The following is a 23,112-nucleotide window of genomic DNA, read 5'->3' as shown; positions in this document are numbered from 1 at the left end:
CGTTATTGATGCGTGACGACAATAAGGCGCAACGCATCCAGACGCCAGTTCGCCTGATCAAGGCTTTCCAGAATCTGCTGACGATTTGTCTCGATAGCCGTCAGTTCGTCATCACGGATGTTAGGGTTGACGGCGCGCAGCGCTTCCAGACGTGACAACTCTGCGGAGAGTTTTTCATCGGCTTCGCTACGTGCGGCATCGATCAACGCACGGGCGGATTTTTCTACCTGCGCTTCACCCAATTGTAAAATCGCGTGGACATCCTGCTGAACCGCATTGACCAGCTTACTGCCGGTGTGACGGTTCACGGCGCTTAACTGGCGGTTGAAGGTTTCGAACTCAACCTGTGCCGCCAGATTGGTGCCGTTTTTGTCCAGCAACATACGGACCGGCGTTGGCGGCAGGAAGCGGTTAAGTTGCAGCTGTTTCGGTGCCTGGGCTTCCACCACATACACCAGTTCAACCAGCAACGTACCGACCGGCAATGCTTTGTTTTTCAACAGGGAAATCGTACTGCTGCCGGTATCGCCCGACAAAATCAGATCCAGACCGTTACGGATCAGCGGGTGTTCCCAGGTCACAAACTGCGCATCTTCGCGCGACAGCGCCACGTCGCGCTCGAAGGTAATGGTGCAGCCATCTTCAGGTAAACCCGGGAAGTCCGGCACCAGCATGTGATCGGAAGGGGTCAGAACAATCAGATTCTCACCGCGATCGTCCTGATTAATACCTACGATATCAAACAGGTTCATGGCAAACGCAATCAGGTTGGTATCGTCATCCTGCTCTTCAATACTTTCGGCCAACTGTTGCGCTTTTTCACCGCCGTTAGAGTGAATTTCGAGCAGACGGTCACGACCCTGCTCCAGTTGTGCTTTCAGTGCTTCATGCTGTTCGCGGCAGGATTTGATCAGTTCGTCAAAGCCATCGCTGTTTTCAGGCGCGGCCAGGAAGGTGATCAGATCGTTATAAACCGTGTCATAGATGGTGCGCCCGGTCGGGCAGGTGTGCTCAAACGCATCCAGACCTTCGTGATACCAGCGAACCAGTACCGACTGCGCGGTTTTTTCTAAGAAAGGAATGTGGATCTGAATATCATGCGCCTGACCAATACGATCCAGACGACCAATACGCTGTTCCAGCAGGTCCGGGTTGAATGGCAGGTCAAACATTACCAGGTTGCTGGCGAACTGGAAGTTACGGCCTTCGGAACCGATTTCAGAACAGAGCAGAACCTGAGCGCCGCTGTCTTCTTCCCCAAACCAGGCGGCAGCGCGGTCGCGCTCAATAATCGACATGCCTTCGTGGAATACGGCGGCGCGAATACCTTCGCGTTCGCGCAGAACCTGCTCCAGCTGTAATGCGGTGGTGGCTTTCGCACAAATCACCAGCACTTTCTGCGAGCGATGGCTGGTCAGGTAGCCCATCAGCCATTCAACGCGGGGATCGAAGTTCCACCAGGTTCCCGTATCGCCTTCGAATTCCTGATAAATCTGCTCCGGGTAGAGCATGTCGCGGGCTCTGTCTTCCGCGCTTTTACGTGCGCCCATAATCCCGGAGACTTTAATCGCCGTTTGATACTGCGTTGGCAGCGGGAGTTTAATGGTGTGCAGTTCGCGTTTCGGGAAGCCTTTAACACCGTTACGGGTGTTACGGAACAGCACGCGGCTGGTGCCATGGCGGTCCATCAGCATGGAGACCAGTTCCTGACGGGCACTCTGTGCGTCTTCACGATCGCTGTTGGCGGCTTGCAGCAGCGGTTCGATATCCTGCTCGCCAATCAACTCGCCGAGCATATTGAGTTCGTCATTGCTCAGCTTATTGCCTGCCAGCAGCATCGCAACGGCATCCGCAACCGGACGGTAATTTTTCTGTTCTTCGACAAATTGCCCGAAGTCGTGGAAACGGCTTGGGTCCAGCAGACGCAGACGCGCGAAGTGGCTTTCCATCCCCAGTTGTTCCGGCGTTGCGGTAAGCAGCAGGATCCCCGGAACGCGTTCCGCCAACTGTTCGATAGCGGCATATTCACGGCTGGGCGCATCTTCACTCCACACCAGGTGGTGCGCTTCATCGACAACCATCAGATCCCATTCGGCGTCGCACAGGTGTTCCAGGCGTTGCTTACTGCGACGGGCGAAGTCCAGCGAGCAGATAACCAGTTGTTCGGTTTCAAACGGGTTATAGGCGTCATGCTGGGCTTCTGCGTAACGTTCATCATCAAACAGCGCGAAACGCAGATTAAAACGACGCAGCATTTCAACCAGCCACTGATGTTGTAATGTTTCAGGCACGATAATCAATACGCGCTCTGCCGCACCGGCCAACAATTGCTGATGCAGGATCATCCCCGCTTCAATGGTTTTTCCCAGACCGACTTCGTCCGCTAACAGCACGCGCGGGGCGTGGCGACGGCCAACGTCATGAGCGATATTGAGCTGATGCGGGATCAGGCTGGTACGCTGACCGCGCAGACCGCTCCACGGCATACGATACTGTTCGCTCTGAAATTTACGGGCGCGATAGCGCAGCGCAAATCGGTCCATACGGTCGATTTGACCGGCAAACAGACGATCCTGCGGTTTACTGAAGACCAGTTTACTGTCGAGCAGCACTTCACGTAGCATGACGCCCGCTTCTTCGCTATCAAGACGAGTACCCACGTAGGCAAGCAGACCGTTTTCTTCTTTTACTTCATCGATTTGCAACTGCCAGCCTTCATGGCTCGTAATCGTATCACCGGGATTAAACATCACGCGGGTCACGGGGGAGTCACTACGCGCATACAGACGGTTTTCACCTGTAGCCGGGAAAAGTAAGGTGACGGTTCGCGCATCCATCGCAACAACAGTTCCAAGTCCCAGTTCGCTTTCTGTATCGCTGATCCAGCGTTGACCAAGTGTAAAAGGCATATGTGTTTGGCTCTATATCTTTAATTGCAGGCAATAATCACCCACTGCCAAGCTAAAGTGGCAGCAGTGTTATATGGGTCCAGGAGTGGAAAGGGCGCTATGGTACTGGATGGCGGCGCGTTCGTCACGCGTCAAAATAACCCCAGTTGCCCAGTCAGTAGTGTAGCAAAATTATCATCAATAAAGGGAAGAATTCCTTCTGCCACGGGCTGTAGCTGGCGCGTCAGGTAGTGCTCGTAATCCAGCGGCGAGTGTTGATAATCCACAGGTTCGGGGCCGTTTGTGGTCCACACATATTTTATGGTACCGCGATTCTGATACTGCGCAGGTCGCCCGCGCGCCAGGTTCTGCTCATCGGCGAGCCGGGCTGCGCGAACGTGTGGAGGGACATTTCGTTGATATTCACTTAATGGACGGCGCAGACGTTTACGATAGACCAGCCTTTCGTCCAGCTCTCCCGCCATCAGTTTATCTATGGTTTCCCGCACGTAATCCTGATACGGCTCGTTACGAAAAATACGCAGATACAGCTCCTGCTGGAACTGCTGCGCCAGCGGCGTCCAGTCGGTGCGTACCGTTTCCAGACCTTTGAACACCATTCTCTGCGCGTCGCCTTCCTGAATCATCCCGGCATAACGCTTTTTGCTGCCGGTATCCGCCCCGCGAATAGTGGGCATCAGAAAGCGGCAGAAGTGGGTTTCAAACTCCAGTTCCAGCGCACTGGTTAACTGCTGTTGTTGCAACGAGTGCGCCCACCACGCATTGACATGCTGTACCAACGAACGACCTATTTTCGCCGCCTCCTCTTCCGAGTGCGCCCCCTTCAGCCAGACGAATGTGGAGTCGGTATCGCCATAGATCACGTCATAGCCTTGTTCTTCAATGAGCGCTTTGGTCTGGCGCATGATCGCGTGGCCGCGCATGGTGATCGAGGAAGCGAGTCGGGGATCGAAAAAGCGGCAGGCGGTGGTGCCGAGCACGCCGTAAAACGCGTTCATGATGATCTTGAGCGCCTGCGAAAGCGGTTTATTGCCGTGGCGCTTTGCCTCGTCGCGCCCGAGCCAAATCTGGGTAACGATCTCCGGCAGACAGTGTTTTTCCCGCGAGAACCAGGCGTCGAGGAATCCTTCGGTACTGTGTGTGGGATCGGGCTGCGCCATGCCTTCCACCAGACCGACGGGATCAATGAGAAAAGTGCGGATGATTGAGGGGTACAGGCTTTTGTAATCCAGTACCAGCACCGAGTCATACAGGCCGGGGCGAGAGTCCATCACATAACCGCCGGGGCTGGCTAAGGGCGGTACTTCCCCCAGATTTGGCGCCACATAACCGGCGCGGTGCATACGCGGAAAATAGAGGTGCCCGAAGGCGGCGACCGAGCCGCCGTGACGATCGGCGGGCAGACCGTTGACCGTCGCGCGTTCCAGTAAAAATGGCATGATTTCCGTTTTGTGAAAAATCCGCGTGACCAGCTCGCAATCTTTCAGGTTATAGGTGGCCAGTGCGGGTTTATCTTCGGCGAAACGGCGGTCAATTTCGTCCATGCGATCCCAGGGATTGTCGATGGATTTCCCTTCGCCGAGCAACTCCTGAGAAACGGTCTCCAGAGAAAATGAGGAGAAATTCCAGAACGCGGATTTCAGCGCTTCAATGCCGTCGATAATGAGCCGTCCCTTTGCCTGGGCGAAGAACACCCCGTTTTTAAAGCCGTGCTCGCGCCATTCCAGCTCAGTCTTCTCGCGCCCCAGACACAGAGGAATGCGATAGCGTTCAGCATGTTTTTGCAGGACGCGTAAATCGAACTGCACCACATTCCAGCCAATGAGCACGTCAGGATCATGTTGGGCAAACCAGGCGTTGAGTTTCTCCAGCAACAGAGGGCGGCTTGCCACGTATTCGAGCTCAAAATCCAGCCCCCCGGCATCGCCATTCTCCGGGCCGAGCATATAAACGGTACGTTGGCCGCAGCCTTCCAGGCCAATGCAGTAAAGCTCGCCGTGGCGATTGGTTTCGATATCCAGCGACACCCACTTCAGCGGCGGTCGATAGTGCGGATTGGGTTTCAGGCGCGCATTTACGATGGCGCCATGATGGTGGTCGCCATCGACCCACACCGGAGAGGTGATAAACCGCTCCATCAGATAGCGTTCCGGCGGGCGTACATCGGCTTCATAGACCGTAATGCCGTTTTCTTTCAGCCGTTTTTCCAGACGCATAAGCTGTCGATGGGAGCGGCAATACAAACCGGAAACTGGCTGGCGGTGAAAATCACGCAGATTGAGCGGCGCGATACGATAGCCATTTTCAGTGTTTAACAGTGAAGTGGCGCGGGGAATTTGATCGACGGGGATAAACGCCACTGACTCCTGCGGCGCGAGCGTGACCTGCAGCGGGCCGTTGTCCGTCGCCAGCCAGAATGAGACTTCCGTTCCCTGCGGGGTATCCCGCCAGTGCCGGGTTAAAATAAAACCTGCCTGCGCCACGCTGTGTACCCATCAAAAAAACCAGGCGTTATTATAGCCTGGTTTAGGTGATTTTGCTGTGGTTTTATACAGGTGTCATTCCAGTGAAACGTGGCGACACCGGGCGGGTTTTTTACTGCCCGTAGTAGGCTTTTGCACCATGCTTGCGCAGGTAATGTTTGTCCAGCAGCGTCTGTTGCATATCCGGCAATTGCGGTGCGAGCTGGCGACAGAAAATGCCCATATAGGCCACTTCTTCCAGCACAATGGCGTTGTGTACGGCGTCTTCTGCTGTTTTTCCCCACGCAAACGGGCCGTGGGAGTGCACCAGCACACCAGGCATTTGTGCTGCATCAATCCCCTGTTTTTCAAAGGTTTCGACGATCACGTTGCCGGTTTCCCATTCGTATTCGCCGTTGATTTCCGCATCGGTCATTTTACGGGTACAGGGAATGGCGCCATAGAAATAATCGGCGTGGGTCGTTCCTGTGGCCGGGATCGATTGGCCCGCCTGCGCCCAGATAGTGGCGTGGCGTGAGTGGGTGTGAACGATTCCGCCGATTGTCGGAAACGCCTGATACAGCAGTCGGTGGGTCGGTGTATCGGAAGAGGGTTTCTTCGTACCTTCAACGACGTCTCCGGTGGCGATGCTCACGACCACCATATCATCAGCAGTCATCACACTGTAATCGACGCCAGAGGGTTTAATCACGAATACGCCGTGTTCCCGGTCGACCGCGCTGACGTTCCCCCAGGTGAGGGTCACCAGATTGTGTTTTGGTAACGCCAGATTGGCTTCTAACACCTGGCGTTTGAGGTAGTCTAACATGTTGGCTCCTGTGTGCCGGATGGCGCTGCGCTTATCCGGCCTACAAGAGCGTAGGCCCGGTAAACGCAGCGCCACCGGGCATTCCGATACGACGCTTAGCGTTTAAAGCCGTAATAAACCTCGTTCCAGCGCAGCGCATCCTTAAAGGCAGGCAAGCGGGTGTCGTTATCGATGACGCTGATTTCGATGTCGTGCATTTCAGCGAACTGGCGCATGTCGTTCAGATCCAGCGCATGGCTGAAGACGGTGTGGTGCGCGCCACCGGCGAGGATCCAGGCTTCGGACGCGGTCGGCAGATCGGGTTGCGCTTTCCACAGGGCGTTGGCCACCGGCAGTTTCGGGAGGTCGTGCGGCGTTTTTACCGTGTCGATGCAGTTGACCAACAGACGGTAGCGATCACCCAGATCAATCAGGCTGGCGACGACTGCCGGACCCGTTTGGGTATTGAAGATCAGACGGGCAGGGTCATCTTTACCGCCAATGCCGAGGTGCTGCACATCGAGGATCGGTTTTTCCTCCACGGCAATCGAAGGGCACACTTCCAGCATATGCGAGCCGAGCACCAGATCGTTGCCTTTCTCGAAGTGGTAAGTGTAATCCTCCATAAAGGAGGTGCCGCCCTGCAGACCGGTTGACATCACCTTCATGATGCGAAGCAGGGCGGCGGTTTTCCAGTCGCCTTCACCGGCAAAGCCGTAGCCTTGCTGCATCAGGCGTTGTACGGCGAGGCCAGGAAGCTGTTTCAGGCCGTGTAAATCTTCAAACGTGGTGGTGAAGGCATGGAATCCGCCTTGCTCCAGAAAACGCTTCATGCCCAGCTCAATGCGCGCCGCTTCACGCACGTTCTGACGTTTATCACCGTGGATCTGGGTGGCTGGAGTCAGGCTGTAGCTGCTTTCGTACTCGTCGATGAGCGCGTTAATGTCGCCGTCGCTGATGGCATTTACCACCTGCACCAGGTCGCCCACCGCCCAGGTATTAACGGAGAAGCCAAACTTGATCTGTGCGGCCACTTTATCGCCGTCCGTCACTGCCACTTCACGCATGTTATCGCCAAAACGGCACACTTTCAGATGACGGGTGTCCTGTTTGGAAACGGCGTGGCGCATCCACGAACCAATACGCTCGTGTGCCTGTTTGTCCTGCCAGTGACCGGTGACAACCGCGTGCTGCTGACGCATACGTGCGCCGATAAAACCGAACTCGCGGCCGCCGTGTGCGGTCTGGTTCAGGTTCATAAAGTCCATATCGATGCTGTCCCACGGCAGAGCGGCATTGAACTGGGTGTGGAATTGCAGCAGCGGTTTGTTGAGGATCGTCAGACCGTTGATCCACATTTTGGCCGGAGAGAATGTGTGCAACCACACCACCATACCGGCACATTTTTCGTCATAATTGGCGTCGCGGCAGATGGCGGTGATCTCGTCCGGACGCGTGCCCAGCGGTTTGAGGACCAGTTTGCACGGTAGTTTGGCTTCGGTATTCAGTGCTTTTACGACGTGCTCGGCATGCTGAGTCACCTGACGCAGGGTTTCAGGACCATACAGATGCTGGCTACCAATCACAAACCACACTTCGTAATTATCAAAAATCGTCATTGTCGTGTCCTTAATGAGTCAGGGTTGCCTGAGTTTCCGGGGCTTTTGGCGCCGGGGCGGCAGTCGGGAGATAGTGTTGTTCAGCGCTTATCGCCCACTGTTGGTAGCGACGATAAAGCTGTTCAAAACGTTGAGCCTGTTCCGGGCGAGGTTGCAGCGTGTGTTCGACGGCGCTCGCCATTTTGTCCTGCGCGGCAGGAATGTCGGCGTGTACCTTTGCGGCGACGGCGGCAAAAATCGCTGCGCCGAGTGCGCAACATTGATCGGAGGCAACAATTTGTAATGGGCGATTGAGCACGTCGCAGCACGCCTGCATAACGCTAACGTTTTTACGGGCGATACCGCCGAGCGCCATCACGTTATTGACCGCAATGCCTTGTTCGGTAAAGCATTCCATGATGGCGCGTGCGCCAAAGGCCGTGGAGGCGATCAGACCGCCAAACAGCGCTGGTGCGTCGGTAGCAAGGTTGAGATCGGTGATCACCCCTTTCAGGCGCTGGTTGGCGTTTGGCGTGCGGCGGCCGTTAAACCAGTCGAGCACCACAGGCAGGTGATCCAGCGACGGATTTTTTGCCCACGCTTCGGTCAGTGCGGGTAAGAGCTGTTTCTGGCTGGCTTTGATCTGATCTTTCAGCTCAGGATGCTGAGCGGCAAGCTGTTCCAGCGGCCAACTGAGAATGCGACCAAACCAGGCGTAGATATCGCCAAAGGCGGATTGACCGGCTTCCAGGCCGATAAAACCGGGCACCACGCTGCCGTCGACCTGCCCACAAATCCCTTTCACCGCACGCTCACCGACGCTCTCTTTGTCGGCAATCAGGATGTCGCAAGTGGACGTCCCGATCACTTTCACCAGCGCATTTGGCTGCGCGCCAGCGCCGACGGCGCCCATATGGCAGTCAAACGCGCCGCCGGAAATCACCACGCTTTCTGGCAAACCGAGGCGCTGCGCCCACTCTGCGCTGAGTGTTCCAACGGGAATGTCGGCAGTGAACGTTTCGGTAAACATTGGGTAAGACAAGTGGCGGTTAAGCAGCGGATCAAGTTCGTCGAAGAAACTGGCGGGGGGGAGTCCTCCCCAGCTTTCATGCCACAGTGATTTGTGTCCGGCGCTGCAGCGACCACGACGAATATCTTGCGGGCGGGTGGTGCCGGAGAGCAGGGCAGGCACCCAGTCGCACAGCTCAATCCATGAAACGGCGGCTTGCGCGACAGCGCTATCCTCGCGGGTAACATGCAGAATTTTGGCCCAGAACCATTCGCTGGAGTAAATGCCGCCAATGTAACGGGAGTAATCAACCTTGCCCGGCGTATGACACAGACGGGTAATCTCTTCCGCTTCTTCTACCGAGGTGTGGTCTTTCCACAGCACAAACATCGCGTTTGGGTTGTCGGCGAACTCCGGGCGCAGGGCGAGGACATGACCGTCGGCATCAATGGGAGCCGGTGTGGAGCCGGTGCTGTCAACGCCAATCCCGACCACCTCTGCGCGCTGTGATGCGCTGAGTTCAGCCAGGACGGTTTTCAGTGCGGATTCCATCGACTCAATATAGTCGCGCGGATGATGGCGGAACTGGTTATTCGGACCGTCGCAATAGCGCCCTTCCTGCCAGCGTGGATACCACTCTACGCTGGTGGCGATCTCTTCGCCGGTGGCGCATTCCACCGCCAAAGCTCGTACTGAATCACTGCCAAAATCGAGGCCAATTGCAATCGCCATCGTCTTACTCCATCCAAAAAACGGGTATGGAGAAACAGTAGATAGTGGGGATAAAAACCGTCAGGCAGGATCCGCTAATCTTATGGATTAAAATGCTGTGCCATCGCAAAGTGTGACGCTGTGCAAATAATCAATGTGGACATTTCTGCCGTATTTATAGACACTTTTGTTACCCGTTTTCGTCGCCTCTGATGTGTGCCTTTGTTACAGAATGCTTTTCACCCGCGGGATTGATGGTTTGTCACTGAAATTGCGGCGGCCGGAAGCGGTGAAATTGAAGGTGCCTCATGCAATATGGACAATTTGTTTCTTCACAGAACGCCCGGAGTAATGAATTTATGGCCGAAATACAAAATGATCCTCTGTTGCCGGGGTACTCGTTTAACGCGCATCTGGTGGCGGGGTTAACCCCTATCGAAGCCAACGGATACCTGGATTTTTTTATCGACAGGCCGTTGGGGATGAAAGGTTACATTCTTAATCTGACCGTTCGCGGCGAAGGGGTTATCAATAACCACGGGAAACAGTTTATCTGCCGTCCGGGGGATATTTTACTGTTTCCGCCAGGCGAAGTTCACCATTATGGACGCCACCCCGACGCCAGCGAGTGGTATCACCAGTGGGTCTACTTTCGCCCGCGAGCCTACTGGCAAGAATGGCTGGCCTGGCCGACAATTTTTGCTCAGACGGGATTTTATCGCCCGGATGAGGCCCATCAGCCCCATTTCAATGACATGTTCGGTCAGATTATTAACGCCGGGCAGGGGGAAGGGCGTTACTCTGAACTCCTGGCGATAAACCTGCTGGAGCAACTGCTGTTGCGCCGCATGGAAGCGATCAACGAATCGCTACACCCGCCGATGGATAACCGTGTGCGTGACGCCTGCCAGTACATCAGCGATCACCTGGCGGACAGCCATTTCGATATCGCCAGCGTAGCACAGCATGTTTGCCTGTCGCCTTCCCGTTTGTCACACCTGTTCCGTCAGCAACTTGGCATCAGCGTATTGAGCTGGCGTGAAGATCAGCGTATCAGTCAGGCGAAACTGTTGCTCAGTACAACACGAATGCCGATTGCCACCGTTGGGCGTAATGTGGGGTTTGACGATCAGCTCTATTTCTCCCGCGTCTTCAAGAAATGTACCGGGGCCAGCCCAAGCGAATTCCGTGCCGGATGTGAATAAAAAGTGAATGATGTGTCTGCAAAAGTGTCATAACCCGTAAACTATTCAGATAAATGATGGCTTGACGAAGTGAGAGAGGGTTTGCAGAATCCCAGCTTCGTAAAACTGACGGGCATACTATGCAAGCATTGCTGGAACACTTTATTCTCCAATCCACCCTCTATTCGTTAATTGCGGTCATGCTGGTGGCATTTCTGGAATCGCTGGCATTGGTCGGTCTGCTCTTACCTGGCACGGTACTGATGGCGGGGCTGGGGGCGCTCATTGGGAGCGGAGAAGTGAATTTCTGGCATGCCTGGCTGGCGGGCATTGTGGGATGTTTACTGGGCGACTGGATCTCTTTCTGGCTGGGGTGGCGCTTTAAAAAACCGTTGCACCGCTGGTCATTCATGAAAAAGAACAAAGCGCTACTGGATAAAACCGAGCATGCGCTGCATCAGCACAGCATGTTCACCATTCTGGTGGGGCGTTTTGTGGGACCCACCCGCCCGCTGGTGCCGATGGTAGCAGGAATGCTGGATCTGCCGATCGCGAAGTTCGTCATACCCAATATCATTGGCTGCGTGCTGTGGCCGCCTTTCTATTTTTTGCCGGGGATCCTGGCCGGTGCGGCGATCGATATTCCCGAGGGCATGCAGAGCGGCGGTTTTAAATGGCTGTTACTGGCCACGGCGCTGCTGCTGTGGGTCGCGGGCTGGCTGTGCTGGCGGTTGTGGCGTTTCGGTAAGGCTGCCCCCGATCGTCTGACCTCCTATTTGCCGCGTGGCCGCTTGTTGTGGCTGACCCCGGCGCTCCTCGCTATCGGCGTGATGGCGCTGGTGGCGTTGCTACGCCACCCGCTGATGCCGGTCTATCTTGATATTCTGCGAAAAGTCGTGGGTTACTGAGTTCGGTTTATGCCGGATGGCGGTTTCACCTTATCCGGCCTACACGCCGCCATCCGGCAATGCTATTTATGCTTTAATCCCCAATAGCGCCGACGCGCTGGAATGACCGCTTAACAGTTCATCCGTGGTTCCCTGCCACGCAATGCGCCCGTCAGCCACCACGACGGAACGTGTCGCAATACGCGCCGCGTCCTCTATGCTGTGAGACACCATCAGCAAGGTCAATTGCCGTTCGCGGCACACGTCGCTGACCAACGTCAGCATTTCCTGGCGCAGGGCGGGGTCGAGTGCGGAAAACGGTTCGTCGAGCAGCAGCACCGGCTGTTCGCGGACCAGGCAGCGCGCCAGCGCCGCACGTTGGCGCTGACCGCCGGAAAGCTCGCCCGGTAAACGCGCCATCAGGTTATCGATGCCCATCTGGCGGGCAATATGCTGAATTTTCTCCCGCTGGAGCGCATTGAGCTTCAGTCCCGGATCAAGCCCAAGACCGATGTTTTGTTGCACCGTCAGATGGCTGAACAGGTTGTTTTCCTGAAACAGCATCGAGACCGGGCGACGGGCCGGGGGCGTGGTGGTGTGATCCTCGCTTTCAATCAGCAGAGTACCGCTGGCGGGTGCGAGGAATCCCGCAACGAGATTCAACAAGGTGCTTTTCCCGGCACCGCTTGGCCCCAGCACCGCCACCTGTTCGCCGCGTTCCACAGAAAGCGTAAAACGCATCGGCAAATGGTGATAAAGCCAGGTGATATCAGTCAGAGTTAGCATGTCGCCCCGGTAGTTTTTCAATCACGGTAAAGAGCATAAAGCAGAGTATCAGCAGCAATAATGCCGTTACCGCACCGTCCTGACTGCGGTAAGAGCCAATCTGCTGGTACAGATAAAATGGCAGTGTGCGGAAATCATCGTTGCCAAACAGGGCGACGACGCCAAAATCGCCAATCGAAAGTACGCAGGCAAACGCCAGCGCCTGCGCCAGCGGCCGTTTCAGTGCGCGCAGTTCCACCACGTTCAGGCGTGACCATCCCTCGATCCCCAGCGACTGGCACAGCATACTGTAACGTGCCGTCACGTCTCGCATAGGGTTCTCCAGCACTTTCAGTGCGTAAGGAATCGCCATTAACGCATTGGTGAAAATCACAATTCCGTCTGCGGATTCCGGCAAACCGATACTGTTGTTCAGCAGCAGAAAAAAGCCTGTTGCCAGGACAATACCGGGCATGGCAAGAATCAACATGCCGCTCAATTCCAGCGTTTGACCTGCCAGCACCTGTTGCCGTGCCCGCAGTTCTCGGCTACTCCACAACAGCATCATGGTCAGAACCACGCACAGCAAACCGGCGGCCAGTGCGATCCGCAGTGATGTCCACAGGGCCTGCCAGAGCACAGGTTGTGCGAGGACATCCAGCAAATGGCGGTTGAAACCGTCAACAATGACCGCCAATAGCGGAGGCAGCAGTAGCAACAGTGCCAGAATAATCAGCGCTGCGTCGGTCAGGCGGCTATGCAGGCGATCGTCCGGATCGCGCCAGCCTTGCACCAGCGTCGTTCCCGGCGCAATGGCCTTGCTTAAACGCTGGCTGAGCAGCACCAGCGCCAGGCAGCATGTCATCTGGATCAACGCCAGTATTGCCGCCCGCGCAGGATCGAAGTCGTAACTGAGAGCCTGATAAATCGCCAGCTCGATGGTGGTGGCCTGAGGGCCGCCGCCGAGTGAAAGTACGGTCGCAAAACTGGCGAAGCAGAGCATAAAAATGAGCGCCGCCACCGGAGGGATCTGCCGACGTAACCACGGCCACTCCACAAAGCGGAAGAAATTCCAGCCGCGCATGCCTAACTGCGCCGCGAGCTGTCGCTGTTCGCCGGGGATGTTTTCCAGCGCCTGTAGCAGCAAGCGGCTGGCCATCGGCAGATTAAAAAAGACGTGCGCCAGCAAAATGCCCTGCAACCCGTAAGGCGAGAAACGCCACTCCAGCCCCAGCGCTTGCCAGAGTGTGGCGAGCCAACCCTGGCGACCGTAGACGCTGAGAATACCGAAAACGGCGACCAGTACCGGCAGAATCAGGGTCATGGCGCATAAGCGTAATAACGCCAGACGACCGGGGAAACGGCGTCGGTAAAGCGCCCTGGCAAGGAAAATCGCCGGGACCACCGACAACAGCGCCGAGAGAAACGCCTGCCAGAACGAAAAACGCACCACGTGCCACAGGTAGCTGTCCTGCCAAAGCGAGAGCCATTCTCCCTGCGGCGCGTTAAGCCAGAGCGCCAGAAATGCGGCCAGAGCAACCGCCACTATCAGCGTGGCGGCACAAAGTCCGGGTATCAGCCAGCCGGGAATTAACGGCTGACGGCGCGTTGCCATTCGCTGATCCATGCCTGACGTTGGGATGCCACTTCAGCAGGAGTGAACTCCAGCGTAGTGGCCGGTTTGGTCAACTGATCAAACCCGGCGGGCAGAGTGACGTTGGTGACAGGGTACATCCAGTTGCCGGTGGGGATGGCGTTCTGGAATGCCGGAGAAACCATAAATTTGAGGAATTTCTCTGCCAGTTCTGGCTGTTTGCTGGCGGCGGTACGGGCGGCGACTTCTACCTGCAGATAGTGGCCTTCGCTGAAGTTTGCCGCGGCGTAATGGTCTTTTTTCTCTTCGATAATGTGATACGCCGGAGAGGTGGTGTAGCTCAGCACCAGATCGCTTTCCCCTTTCAGGAACAGGCCATAAGCTTCGCTCCAGCCTTTGGTGACGGTGACCGTTTTGGCCGCCAGTTTTTGCCAGGCTTCGGGGGCTTTATCGCCATAGACTTTCTGCATCCACAACATCAGTCCAAGACCCGGCGTGCTGGTACGCGGATCCTGATAAATCACGCGCCATTTCTGGTCGCTTTCGACGAGCTCCTTCAGGCTTTTAGGCGGGTTTTTCAGCTTGTTTTTGTCATAAACAAACGCGAAGTAACCGTAATCGAAGGGGACAAAGGTCTCGTTCTGCCAACCGCCAGGTACGTTGACGGCATCAGGTGCAATGCCGCTTTTCGCAAACAGGTTGGTTTGCGTGGCGGCCTCGAGCAGGTTGTTGTCCAGCCCAAGCACCACATCCGCTTTGCTGTTCTTCCCTTCCATGCGCAGGCGATTAAGCAACGAAACGCCATCTTCCAGCGCCACCATTTTCAGTTCGCACTGGCAGTCGGCTTCGAAAGCTTTCTTGATGGTGGGACCGGGTCCCCAGTCGGCAGCGAAAGAGTCGTAGGTGTACACGGTCAGGATCGGTTTAGCGAAGACCGGTGCAGCACACAGCACCAGTAAGGGAAGACATTTTTTTAACACTTTGCACCTCAGTAAAAGAGTGGCAAAGGACTTGAGCATGAGCCTCAAATCCCTTCGCCGGCGTTATCCGGATCAGGTTCGACGGGTATTTTCTCAGCCCGCGCACATGGCGCAGCACCCCGTTGAGAACGGCACATTGTAATGATTACGTGAAGAGATCAAAAGGGTTAAGGATCCGGTGGGGCAAACCACGCCGATTTAAAGTCGAACCAGCCGAGCGTGTTCATCCGCAAGCCGCGCATACTGCGCTGTCCCTGAATGATCAGCCAGTGGTGAATAAGCGGCACAATCGCTTTGCTGGCGAGCAACTGTTGGCACCAGGCTGCCAGATTCATCTCGCCTGCGTGCCACTGCGCGGCATCTTCTTTCCAGTCTCGCGGGATACAGTTTTGTAGCAAAGGCACTTCGCATAAGTGAGCAAACAGTGAGAAGTCGAGCGGCAACGTAAAGTTGGCGCTGTTGAGCCAGATGTCGCTCTCGATCTCGCCTGCGTGCCACTGATCGTAGTCGATCTCCTGAATATTCAGGTGAACCTGGTGTTCTGCCAGCAGGGCGCTCATGATCTGGGCGATAACCCGATGTTCAATGTGTTCGCGATAGTACGTCAGCGTCAGGGTTTCCAGACCCGCAGGTTTTTCACCGCGCCCCGGCCGGGCATGGTGCCAGCGGGGCAGTAATCCATAGGCGGGGAACCACAGGCGCTGGTACTGCTCATCGGCGTGGTAAAGCAAATGGGTAGGGGAAAGCACGTGGCTTACCCACTCTCTGACGTGCTGATTGGCACCTCGATGGGTTCGTGCATCAAAGAGTAAATAGTAACAACCTTCCTCAAGACGACTCTCAATGGCCTTTTCACTTTCTACAGTGCCTTCGAGCATCAGGCCGCACGTCGGTTCTTCGCTAATGTCCGGCAACACCCAAACATTCACTTCATCAATGAGTGCCCGGTAGCCAAAGTAATCGTCAAAGGCGTGGATCTTCAGCTGATTACGCGTATTGCGCATCACGGCATAAGGGCCAGTACCTATTGGATGGCTGGAGAAATTGTTCAGGGTTTCCCATTCTCGCGGCAGGATCATCGCCGGAACCTGGCCTAACAACCACGGAAGCCAGCGATCGGGTTGTGAGAGATGGACATCCAGCGTCCAGGTTGTCGGAGAGACAATCTGCGTGATGTGCGAGTAGAGCGGAAGGGCGTTGATGCGCGTGAGAGACGCCACCACATCTTCCATTTCCAGCTCTCGCCCGTGGTGAAAGTGAATCCCCGGTCGCAGAAAGAATCGCCATTGCAAAGGAGAAATTTGCTGCCAGTGATGGGCAATATCGGCTTCCAGTTCCCCATTTTCCTCATTTACGCGGGTTAGCGCGCTGAAGATTTGCCGGGCGATGTGGGTTTCAGAACGGCGTAATGCGCTGCCCGGCAGCAGGTTGTGCATCGGTCGATAGTAAAGCACACGCAGGATATGTCGGCCCTGACGGAAGCTGCGCCCCAGATGTGAAACCAGCATTTGCCGTACGGCCGTTTTGTCACCGACTAATTGCACCAGCTGGTCTATGCGGTCCTGCTCCAGCAGGTCCTCCGCCCGCTGTTGCTGTAGCGCAAGTCCGGTGTAGAGGAAGGTCAGGCGTGAGCGTTTACCGCGTCCGACTTCGGCTTCCCAGGTCAGCCAGCCGCGCGCCTGCATGGTGTTCAGCAGCGTACGCATATGGCGGCGGGAGCAACTTAACAGTTCCGCCAGCTCATTCAGCGTGGTGTCTTGCGTTTTTCCATCACAGCATTGCCACAGACGGATGAACTGTTGTTGCAGACGACCTGAAGACATAAAAGAGGAACTCCTGCGAAAAACTCAGCAATTTTATAATCCCCATATTAGGCCAATAATGGATTCCGATGAAGCAATATGGAGAGGTCGACTATGCGTCCGTTTTTTCTGCACTACTTTACCGCGACAGAAGGGTTGTCCTGGTTGGCTTGCCTGAGCGCGCCGCAGCGCTTAAAGGTGCTCGAAGAACTGATGCAATGGGAGGTGACAGCCTGACCTCTGAGGTCCAAATTGCAGACATCATGTGTGACTGAGTATTGGTGTAGGCTCTGGCCTAAAATCACCCGCCAGCAGATAATACCTGCTGGCTTTTTTCGTTTCAGCAGCACAATTAAGAAACTGTATGCTCTGGATTATGACGATGGGGCGGCGTCTTAACGGCGTTTACGCGGCGTTCATGCTGGTGGCTTTTATGATGGGCGTGGCAGGCGCGCTTCAGGCACCGACGTTGAGCCTGTTTTTGAGCCGTGAAGTGGGGGCGCAACCGTTTTGGGTCGGGCTGTTTTATACGGTAAACGCCATTGCCGGGATCGCGGTGAGTCTGGGGCTGGCAAAACGTTCGGATAGCCGGGGCGACCGCCGTCGACTGATCATGTTTTGCTGTCTGATGGCCATCGGTAACGCGCTGTTGTTTGCGTTTAATCGCCATTACCTCACGTTGATTACCTGTGGCGTACTGCTGGCATCGCTGGCGAATAGCGCCATGCCGCAGCTGTTTGCGCTGGCGCGGGAGTATGCAGACAGTTCGGCGCGGGAAGTGGTGATGTTCAGCTCGGTGATGCGTGCCCAGCTCTCGCTGGCGTGGGTGATTGGCCCGCCGCTGGCGTTTATGCTGGCGCTGAATTATGGCTTCACCACGATGTTTGCTATTGCGGCCGGGATCTTTGCTATCAGCCTCGTGCTGATTGCGTTGATACTGCCTTCGGTGGCGCGCGTTGAGCAACCCGTTGATGCGCCTGAAACGCCGACCGGCGGCTGGCAGGATAAAAATGTGCGGATGTTGTTTATTGCCTCCACCTTAATGTGGACCTGCAACACCATGTACATCATTGATATGCCGCTCTGGATTAGCAGCGATCTTGGGCTGCCGGATAAACTGGCGGGGATCCTGATGGGGACGGCAGCAGGGCTGGAAATTCCGGCGATGATCCTCGCGGGCTATTATGTGAAGCGCTTCGGAAAGCGGCGCATGATGATCACGGCGGTCGCGGCAGGCGTCCTTTTCTATCTTGGACTTATCTTTTTTCACAGCCATGCGGCGTTGCTGGTGCTGCAACTGTTTAATGCGGTGTTTATTGGCATTATCGCGGGCATCGGGATGCTGTGGTTTCAGGATCTGATGCCGGGGCGGGCGGGGTCGGCAACAACGTTGTTCACCAACAGTATTTCAACGGGAGTGATCCTGGCCGGAGTTATCCAGGGCGCGGTAGCGCAAAGTTACGGGCATTTTGCCGTCTACTGGGTGATTGCGGCGATTTCTGTGGTGACGCTGGCGATGACCGGACGAGTAAAAGATGTTTAATTTTGCCGGGTGGCGGCTTCGCCTTACCCGGCCTACACGGACTTTGTAGGCCCGTGCAAACGAAGTGCCGCCGGGCAATTCTCCCAGGCGGCACCTGGGGTTAGCGCATAAACGCCGGTTGCTTCTCTTCATATGCCGTAATGGCATCTTCGTGTTGCAGTGTCAGCCCGATGCTGTCCAGACCGTTCATCATGCAGTGGCGGCGAAATGCGTCGAGCGCAAAGGGGTAGGATTTATCTCCCGCTTTTACCACCTGAGCTTCCAGGTCCACGTCGAATGTGATGCCCGGATTCGCCTGCACCAGGGTAAACAGTTCATCCACTTCTGCATCGCTTAACTTCACTGGCAGCAACTGATTGTTGAAGCTGTTGCCGTAGAAAATATCCGCGAAGCTGGGGGCGATGACCACTTTGAACCCGTAATCCGTCAGCGCCCATGGCGCGTGCTCGCGCGAAGAGCCGCAGCCAAAGTTTTCCCGCGCCAGAAGAATGGAGGCCCCTTTATATTGCGGGAAGTTCAGTACGAACTCCGGGTTGGGCTGCTGGCCCTGTTCATCCAGGAATCGCCAGTCGTTAAACAGGTGTGCGCCAAAGCCGGTACGGGTGACTTTCTGCAAAAACTGCTTAGGAATAATGGCGTCGGTGTCGACGTTGGCGGCATCCAGCGGGACAACCAGGCCTGTATGTTGGATAAATTTCTCTGCCATGGTGGTTTCCTTATTTGATGCTGCGAATGTCGGCAAAATAACCGGTAACGGCGGCGGCGGCGGCCATGGCCGGGCTGACTAAGTGTGTGCGTCCACCGCGTCCCTGACGACCTTCAAAGTTACGGTTGCTGGTGGAAGCGCAACGTTCACCCGGATTCAGGCGATCGTTGTTCATTGCCAGACACATGGAACAACCGGGTAAACGCCACTCAAAACCGGCTTCAATGAAGATCTTGTCCAGACCTTCCGCTTCCGCCTGGGCTTTCACCGGGCCAGAGCCTGGCACGACCAGCGCCTGTACACCCGGAGCCACTTTGCGGCCTTTGGCGATTTCTGCCGCCGCACGCAAATCTTCAATACGCGAGTTGGTGCAGGAGCCGATAAATACTTTATCAATAGCCACTTCCGTTAACGGAATACCGGGTTTCAGTCCCATATAGGCCAGCGCTTTTTCGGCGGAGGCGCGTTCGACCGGGTCGGCAAATGATGCGGGATCGGGAATATTCTCCGTCACGGAGATGACCTGGCCTGGGTTGGTGCCCCAGGTGACCTGCGGCGCGATCTCTTCCGCCTGCAGGGTAACGACGGTATCAAATTTGGCGCCATCGTCGGTCTTCAGGGTTTTCCAGTATGCTACGGCATCGGTAAAATCTTTCCCCTTCGGCGCGTGCAGACGACCCTGTACATAGTTGAAGGTGGTGTCATCCGGCGCGACCAGACCGGCTTTCGCGCCCATTTCGATGGCCATGTTGCACAGCGTCATACGGCCTTCCATGCTCAGGGCCTGGATCGCGTCACCGCAAAATTCAACCACATGTCCGGTACCGCCAGCGCTGCCGGTTTTCCCAATGATCGCCAGCACGATATCTTTTGCCGTAATCCCCGGCGCCGCAGTGCCATTAACTTCGATTTTCATGGTTTTAGCGCGGCCCTGTTTCAGGGTCTGCGTCGCCAGAACGTGCTCAACTTCAGAGGTTCCGATTCCGAACGCCAGTGCGCCAAATGCGCCGTGGGTCGCCGTGTGGGAGTCGCCGCAGACAATGGTCATGCCCGGTAAGGTGATACCCTGTTCAGGGCCCATCACGTGGACGATGCCCTGATACGGGTGATTCAGGTCGTACAGCTCGACGCCGAACGCGTTGCAGTTTTTAATCAACTCCTGCATCTGAATGCGGGCCATCTCGCCGGACGCGTTGATGTCTTTGGTTTGCGTGGAGACGTTGTGATCCATCGTCGCGAAGGTTTTACCCGGCTGGCGAACCGGACGGCCATGCGCGCGCAGACCATCAAATGCCTGCGGAGAGGTCACTTCATGCACCAGATGACGGTCGATATATAACAGCGGGGTTTCGTTCGGCGCCTCATAGACGACGTGCGCATCGAACAATTTTTCATACAATGTTTTAGCCATGATTACACCCCTTCTGCGACGTAGCGGGCGATGATATCGCCCATCTCATCGGTACTGACTGCGGCAGCGCCACGGGCTAAATCACCGGTGCGGATACCTTCTTCTAACGCGCGATTAATGGCGCTTTCTATCGCGGTTGCGGCGTCGTTTGCCTCCAGGCTGTAGCGCAACAGCAGCGCCAGAGAGAGGATTTGCGCAATCGGATTGGCAATATTTTTCCCGGCGATATCTGGCGCCGAGCCGCCCGCAGGTTCATACAGGCCGAAACCTTGTTCATTCAGGCTGGCGGAAGGCAACATGCCCATGGAACCGGTAATCATGGCGCATTCGTCAGACAGGATGTCGCCAAACAGGTTGGAGCACAGCAGCACGTCGAACTGAGACGGATCTTTGATCAACTGCATGGTGGCGTTGTCGATGTACATGTGCGCCAGTTCAACGTCCGGATACTCTTTCGCGATTTCATTGACGATCTCACGCCACAGAATGGACGTTTGCAGTACGTTCGCTTTATCAATTGACGTCACTTTATGGCGGCGTTTACGGGCTGACTCAAAAGCAATGCGTGCGATACGCTCGATTTCAAAACGGTGATAGACCTCGGTATCAAAGGCTTTTTCATACTGACCGTGACCTTCACGGCCTTTTGGCTGACCGAAATAGATCCCGCCGGTCAACTCGCGCACGCACAGGATATCGAAACCGTTGGCGGCAATATCCGCACGTAACGGGCAGAAGGCCTCCAGCCCCTGGTACAGTTTGGCTGGACGCAGGTTGCTGAACAATTTGAAATGCTTACGCAGCGGCAGTAAGGCGCCGCGCTCGGGCTGCTGGTCAGGCGGCAGTTTTTCCCATTTTGGACCGCCGACCGAGCCAAACAAAATGGCATCCGCTTGCTCACAGCCTTCAACCGTGGCCTGCGGCAGCGGTTGACCGTGATTGTCGATGGCAGCGCCGCCTACGTCGTAATGGCTGGTGGTAATACGCATGGCAAAGCGGTTGCGAACGGCATCCAGTACTTTCAGGGCTTGCGCCATGACTTCCGGGCCAATACCGTCGCCCGGCAACACAGCAATATGGTAATTCTTCGACATCACACGGTTTCCTTGTTGTTTTCGTTGTTCTGAGCTTTGCGTTGCAACTCTTTTTCGACTTCAGCCGCACGCCAGATGTTGTTCAGGACATGCACCATCGCTTTGGCGGAGGATTCGACGATATCCGTCGTCAGGCCGACGCCGTGGAAACGGCGACCGTTATAGTTGGCGACGATATCCACCTGGCCCAGCGCATCTTTGCCGTGGCCTTTTGCCGTTAAGCTGTATTTCACCAGCTCGACGTTGTAATCAGTGATACGGTTGATGGCCTGATAGATAGCATCGACGGGACCGTTGCCGTTGGCCGCTTCTGCCTTCACTTCGTTGCCGCAGGCCAGTTTGACGGACGCCGTGGCGATATCGTTCGAGCCGGACTGCACGTTGAAATAATCCAGACGGAAATGCTCTGGCTCTTCCTGCTGTTTGTTAATGAAGGCCAGCGCTTCCAGGTCGTAGTCGAATACCTGACCTTTTTTATCCGCCAGTTTCAGGAACGCGTCATACAGATTGTCCAGGCTGTATTCGTCCTCTTTATAACCCATCTCATCCATACGGTGTTTTACCGCCGCGCGGCCTGAGCGTGACGTCAGGTTCAACTGAACTTGATTCAGGCCGATCGATTCTGGTGTCATGATTTCGTAGTTTTCACGATTTTTCAGCACGCCATCCTGATGGATGCCGGAAGAGTGGGCAAAGGCGCCGCTGCCAACAATCGCTTTGTTCGCCGGAATCGGCATGTTACAGATTTGGCTGACTAACTGGCTGGTACGCCAGATTTCCTGGTGATGAATGCGGGTCTGTACGTTCAGGATATCTTTACGCACTTTAATCGCCATGATCACCTCTTCCAGCGAGCAGTTACCGGCACGTTCGCCGATACCGTTCATCGCGCCTTCTACCTGACGCGCGCCCGCATGCACTGCTGCCAGTGCGTTACCCACGCCCAAACCTAAGTCATCGTGGGTGTGAACAGAGATGATGGCTTTATCGATGTTCGGAACTCGCTCATACAGCCCGGAAATGATACCTGCAAACTCGAAAGGCATGGTGTAACCCACGGTATCAGGGATATTGATGGTTCTTGCCCCTGCGTTGATGGCGGCTTCTACTACGCGAGCCAGGTCGGCAATTGGGGTGCGGCCTGCATCTTCGCATGAGAATTCCACGTCATCCGTGTAATTGCGTGCACGTTTGACCATGTAAACCGCGCGTTCAATGACCTCGTCCAGCGTGCTGCGCAATTTGGTGGCGATATGCATCGGCGATGTAGCGATAAACGTATGGATACGGAATGCCTCAGCGACTTTCAGCGACTCAGCCGCCACATCGATATCTTTTTCTACACAGCGGGCCAGAGCACACACACGGCTATTTTTAACCTGGCGCGCAATGGTCTGTACGGACTCAAAATCGCCAGGGGAAGAGACAGGGAAACCGACTTCCATTACGTCAACGCCCATACGCTCAAGCGCCAGAGCAATCTGCAGTTTTTCTTTCACACTCAGGCTTGCCTGTAACGCCTGTTCACCGTCGCGTAAGGTCGTATCGAAAATAATGACTTGCTGGCTCATGGTTTAGGTCCTTGTCTCTGAGAGCGCCTTGCATCAGGCATAAAAAAACCCGCGCAACGGCGCGGGTTTTTTGTCTTA

At 55.7% G+C, this 23,112-nt stretch carries 17 protein-coding genes and 1 riboswitch; of the genes, 4 read left to right on the top strand and 13 right to left on the bottom strand.

Annotated elements, in window-relative coordinates:
• Window positions 1-2 precede the first annotated feature (2 nt).
• From rapA to araB, 5 genes are all read right to left on the bottom strand, one after another.
• Complete coding sequence (gene rapA, locus AC07UY_RS09175; RefSeq protein ID WP_494660032.1) at window positions 3-2,909, bottom strand: RNA polymerase-associated protein RapA; 2,907 nt, start codon at window positions 2,907-2,909, stop codon at window positions 3-5.
• Between the two features lie 131 nt (window positions 2,910-3,040).
• Window positions 3,041-5,392: a DNA polymerase II gene (gene polB / locus AC07UY_RS09170; RefSeq protein WP_494701078.1), complete on the bottom strand. Its 2,352-nt coding sequence runs from the start codon at window positions 5,390-5,392 to the stop codon at window positions 3,041-3,043.
• Between the two features lie 112 nt (window positions 5,393-5,504).
• A complete protein-coding gene (araD, locus tag AC07UY_RS09165; protein WP_494701079.1) occupies window positions 5,505-6,200 on the bottom strand; it encodes an L-ribulose-5-phosphate 4-epimerase in 696 nt (231 codons plus the stop codon).
• 95 nt (window positions 6,201-6,295) lie between these two features.
• Window positions 6,296-7,798: an L-arabinose isomerase gene (gene araA, locus AC07UY_RS09160; RefSeq protein WP_203358950.1), complete on the bottom strand. Its 1,503-nt coding sequence runs from the start codon at window positions 7,796-7,798 to the stop codon at window positions 6,296-6,298.
• A gap of 10 nt (window positions 7,799-7,808) precedes the next feature.
• Window positions 7,809-9,518 (bottom strand): ribulokinase, encoded by a 1,710-nt coding sequence (gene araB, locus AC07UY_RS09155; protein ID WP_494701080.1) that lies wholly within the window; start codon window positions 9,516-9,518, stop codon window positions 7,809-7,811.
• 338 nt (window positions 9,519-9,856) lie between these two features.
• Here araB and araC point away from each other — a divergent pair, with 338 nt between their 5' ends.
• Both araC and AC07UY_RS09145 read left to right on the top strand, forming a co-directional pair.
• A complete protein-coding gene (araC, locus tag AC07UY_RS09150) occupies window positions 9,857-10,702 on the top strand; it encodes an arabinose operon transcriptional regulator AraC (protein ID WP_203358948.1) in 846 nt (281 codons plus the stop codon).
• Between the two features lie 119 nt (window positions 10,703-10,821).
• Complete coding sequence (locus AC07UY_RS09145) at window positions 10,822-11,589, top strand: DedA family protein (RefSeq protein WP_494660035.1); 768 nt, start codon at window positions 10,822-10,824, stop codon at window positions 11,587-11,589.
• 66 nt (window positions 11,590-11,655) lie between these two features.
• On the opposite strand, the gene thiQ is transcribed toward AC07UY_RS09145, so the two are convergent.
• The 4 genes from thiQ to sgrR form a co-directional block, all read right to left on the bottom strand.
• Entirely contained in the window at window positions 11,656-12,354 is a 699-nt protein-coding gene (gene thiQ / locus AC07UY_RS09140; protein ID WP_494660036.1) for a thiamine ABC transporter ATP-binding protein ThiQ, read from the bottom strand.
• Complete coding sequence (gene thiP / locus AC07UY_RS09135; RefSeq protein WP_494701081.1) at window positions 12,338-13,948, bottom strand: thiamine/thiamine pyrophosphate ABC transporter permease ThiP; 1,611 nt, start codon at window positions 13,946-13,948, stop codon at window positions 12,338-12,340. Before thiP ends, thiQ begins: the two co-directional genes overlap by 17 nt.
• Window positions 13,924-14,907, bottom strand: a complete 984-nt coding sequence (gene thiB / locus AC07UY_RS09130) for a thiamine ABC transporter substrate binding subunit (RefSeq protein ID WP_494701082.1) — start codon at window positions 14,905-14,907, stop codon at window positions 13,924-13,926. Before thiB ends, thiP begins: the two co-directional genes overlap by 25 nt.
• 31 nt (window positions 14,908-14,938) lie before the next feature.
• Window positions 14,939-15,039: riboswitch (TPP riboswitch) on the bottom strand.
• Between the two features lie 35 nt (window positions 15,040-15,074).
• Entirely contained in the window at window positions 15,075-16,730 is a 1,656-nt protein-coding gene (gene sgrR, locus AC07UY_RS09125) for an HTH-type transcriptional regulator SgrR (protein ID WP_494701083.1), read from the bottom strand.
• 93 nt (window positions 16,731-16,823) lie between these two features.
• Here sgrR and sgrT point away from each other — a divergent pair, with 93 nt between their 5' ends.
• Both sgrT and AC07UY_RS09115 read left to right on the top strand, forming a co-directional pair.
• Window positions 16,824-16,946, top strand: a complete 123-nt coding sequence (gene sgrT / locus AC07UY_RS09120; protein ID WP_203358942.1) for a glucose uptake inhibitor SgrT — start codon at window positions 16,824-16,826, stop codon at window positions 16,944-16,946.
• 127 nt (window positions 16,947-17,073) lie between these two features.
• Entirely contained in the window at window positions 17,074-18,252 is a 1,179-nt protein-coding gene (locus AC07UY_RS09115) for a sugar efflux transporter (protein WP_494660040.1), read from the top strand.
• Window positions 18,253-18,352: 100 nt separating this feature from the next.
• Here AC07UY_RS09115 and leuD read toward each other — a convergent pair whose 3' ends face one another.
• Genes leuD through leuA form a run of 4 tightly spaced genes read right to left on the bottom strand, consistent with a single transcriptional unit; the run spans window position 18,353 to window position 23,034 of the window.
• The gene (gene leuD / locus AC07UY_RS09110; protein WP_203358940.1) at window positions 18,353-18,958 is read right to left on the bottom strand and encodes a 3-isopropylmalate dehydratase small subunit; all 606 of its coding nucleotides are present in this window, start codon (window positions 18,956-18,958) and stop codon (window positions 18,353-18,355) included.
• 10 nt (window positions 18,959-18,968) lie between these two features.
• Window positions 18,969-20,369 carry a 3-isopropylmalate dehydratase large subunit gene (leuC, locus tag AC07UY_RS09105; protein WP_494660042.1) on the bottom strand — a complete coding sequence of 467 codons (1,401 nt, stop codon included), beginning with the start codon at window positions 20,367-20,369 and terminating at the stop codon, window positions 18,969-18,971.
• 2 nt (window positions 20,370-20,371) lie between these two features.
• Window positions 20,372-21,463, bottom strand: a complete 1,092-nt coding sequence (leuB, locus tag AC07UY_RS09100) for a 3-isopropylmalate dehydrogenase (protein ID WP_192611069.1) — start codon at window positions 21,461-21,463, stop codon at window positions 20,372-20,374.
• Window positions 21,463-23,034, bottom strand: a complete 1,572-nt coding sequence (leuA, locus tag AC07UY_RS09095; protein ID WP_203358937.1) for a 2-isopropylmalate synthase — start codon at window positions 23,032-23,034, stop codon at window positions 21,463-21,465. The genes leuB and leuA overlap by 1 nt, the downstream gene beginning before the upstream one ends.
• Window positions 23,035-23,112 lie beyond the last annotated feature (78 nt).

Source organism: Citrobacter sp. GW821-FHT02E08 (genome assembly GCF_059421685.1).
Note: the sequence above shows the minus strand (reverse complement) of the source record. Positions and strands in the feature narration are given on the sequence as shown.

Coding starts and splice junctions, on each gene's coding strand:
- araA (WP_203358950.1), bottom strand. CDS start 7,798: ATGACGATTTTTGATAATTACGAAGTGTGGTTTGTGATTGGTAGCCAG.
- leuB (WP_192611069.1), bottom strand. CDS start 21,463: ATGTCGAAGAATTACCATATTGCTGTGTTGCCGGGCGACGGTATTGGC.
- thiQ (WP_494660036.1), bottom strand. CDS start 12,354: ATGCTAACTCTGACTGATATCACCTGGCTTTATCACCATTTGCCGATG.
- AC07UY_RS09115 (WP_494660040.1), top strand. CDS start 17,074: ATGCTCTGGATTATGACGATGGGGCGGCGTCTTAACGGCGTTTACGCG.
- sgrR (WP_494701083.1), bottom strand. CDS start 16,730: ATGTCTTCAGGTCGTCTGCAACAACAGTTCATCCGTCTGTGGCAATGC.
- sgrT (WP_203358942.1), top strand. CDS start 16,824: ATGCGTCCGTTTTTTCTGCACTACTTTACCGCGACAGAAGGGTTGTCC.
- rapA (WP_494660032.1), bottom strand. CDS start 2,909: ATGCCTTTTACACTTGGTCAACGCTGGATCAGCGATACAGAAAGCGAA.
- leuD (WP_203358940.1), bottom strand. CDS start 18,958: ATGGCAGAGAAATTTATCCAACATACAGGCCTGGTTGTCCCGCTGGAT.
- leuC (WP_494660042.1), bottom strand. CDS start 20,369: ATGGCTAAAACATTGTATGAAAAATTGTTCGATGCGCACGTCGTCTAT.
- araD (WP_494701079.1), bottom strand. CDS start 6,200: ATGTTAGACTACCTCAAACGCCAGGTGTTAGAAGCCAATCTGGCGTTA.
- thiP (WP_494701081.1), bottom strand. CDS start 13,948: ATGGCAACGCGCCGTCAGCCGTTAATTCCCGGCTGGCTGATACCCGGA.
- araC (WP_203358948.1), top strand. CDS start 9,857: ATGGCCGAAATACAAAATGATCCTCTGTTGCCGGGGTACTCGTTTAAC.
- AC07UY_RS09145 (WP_494660035.1), top strand. CDS start 10,822: ATGCAAGCATTGCTGGAACACTTTATTCTCCAATCCACCCTCTATTCG.
- araB (WP_494701080.1), bottom strand. CDS start 9,518: ATGGCGATTGCAATTGGCCTCGATTTTGGCAGTGATTCAGTACGAGCT.
- leuA (WP_203358937.1), bottom strand. CDS start 23,034: ATGAGCCAGCAAGTCATTATTTTCGATACGACCTTACGCGACGGTGAA.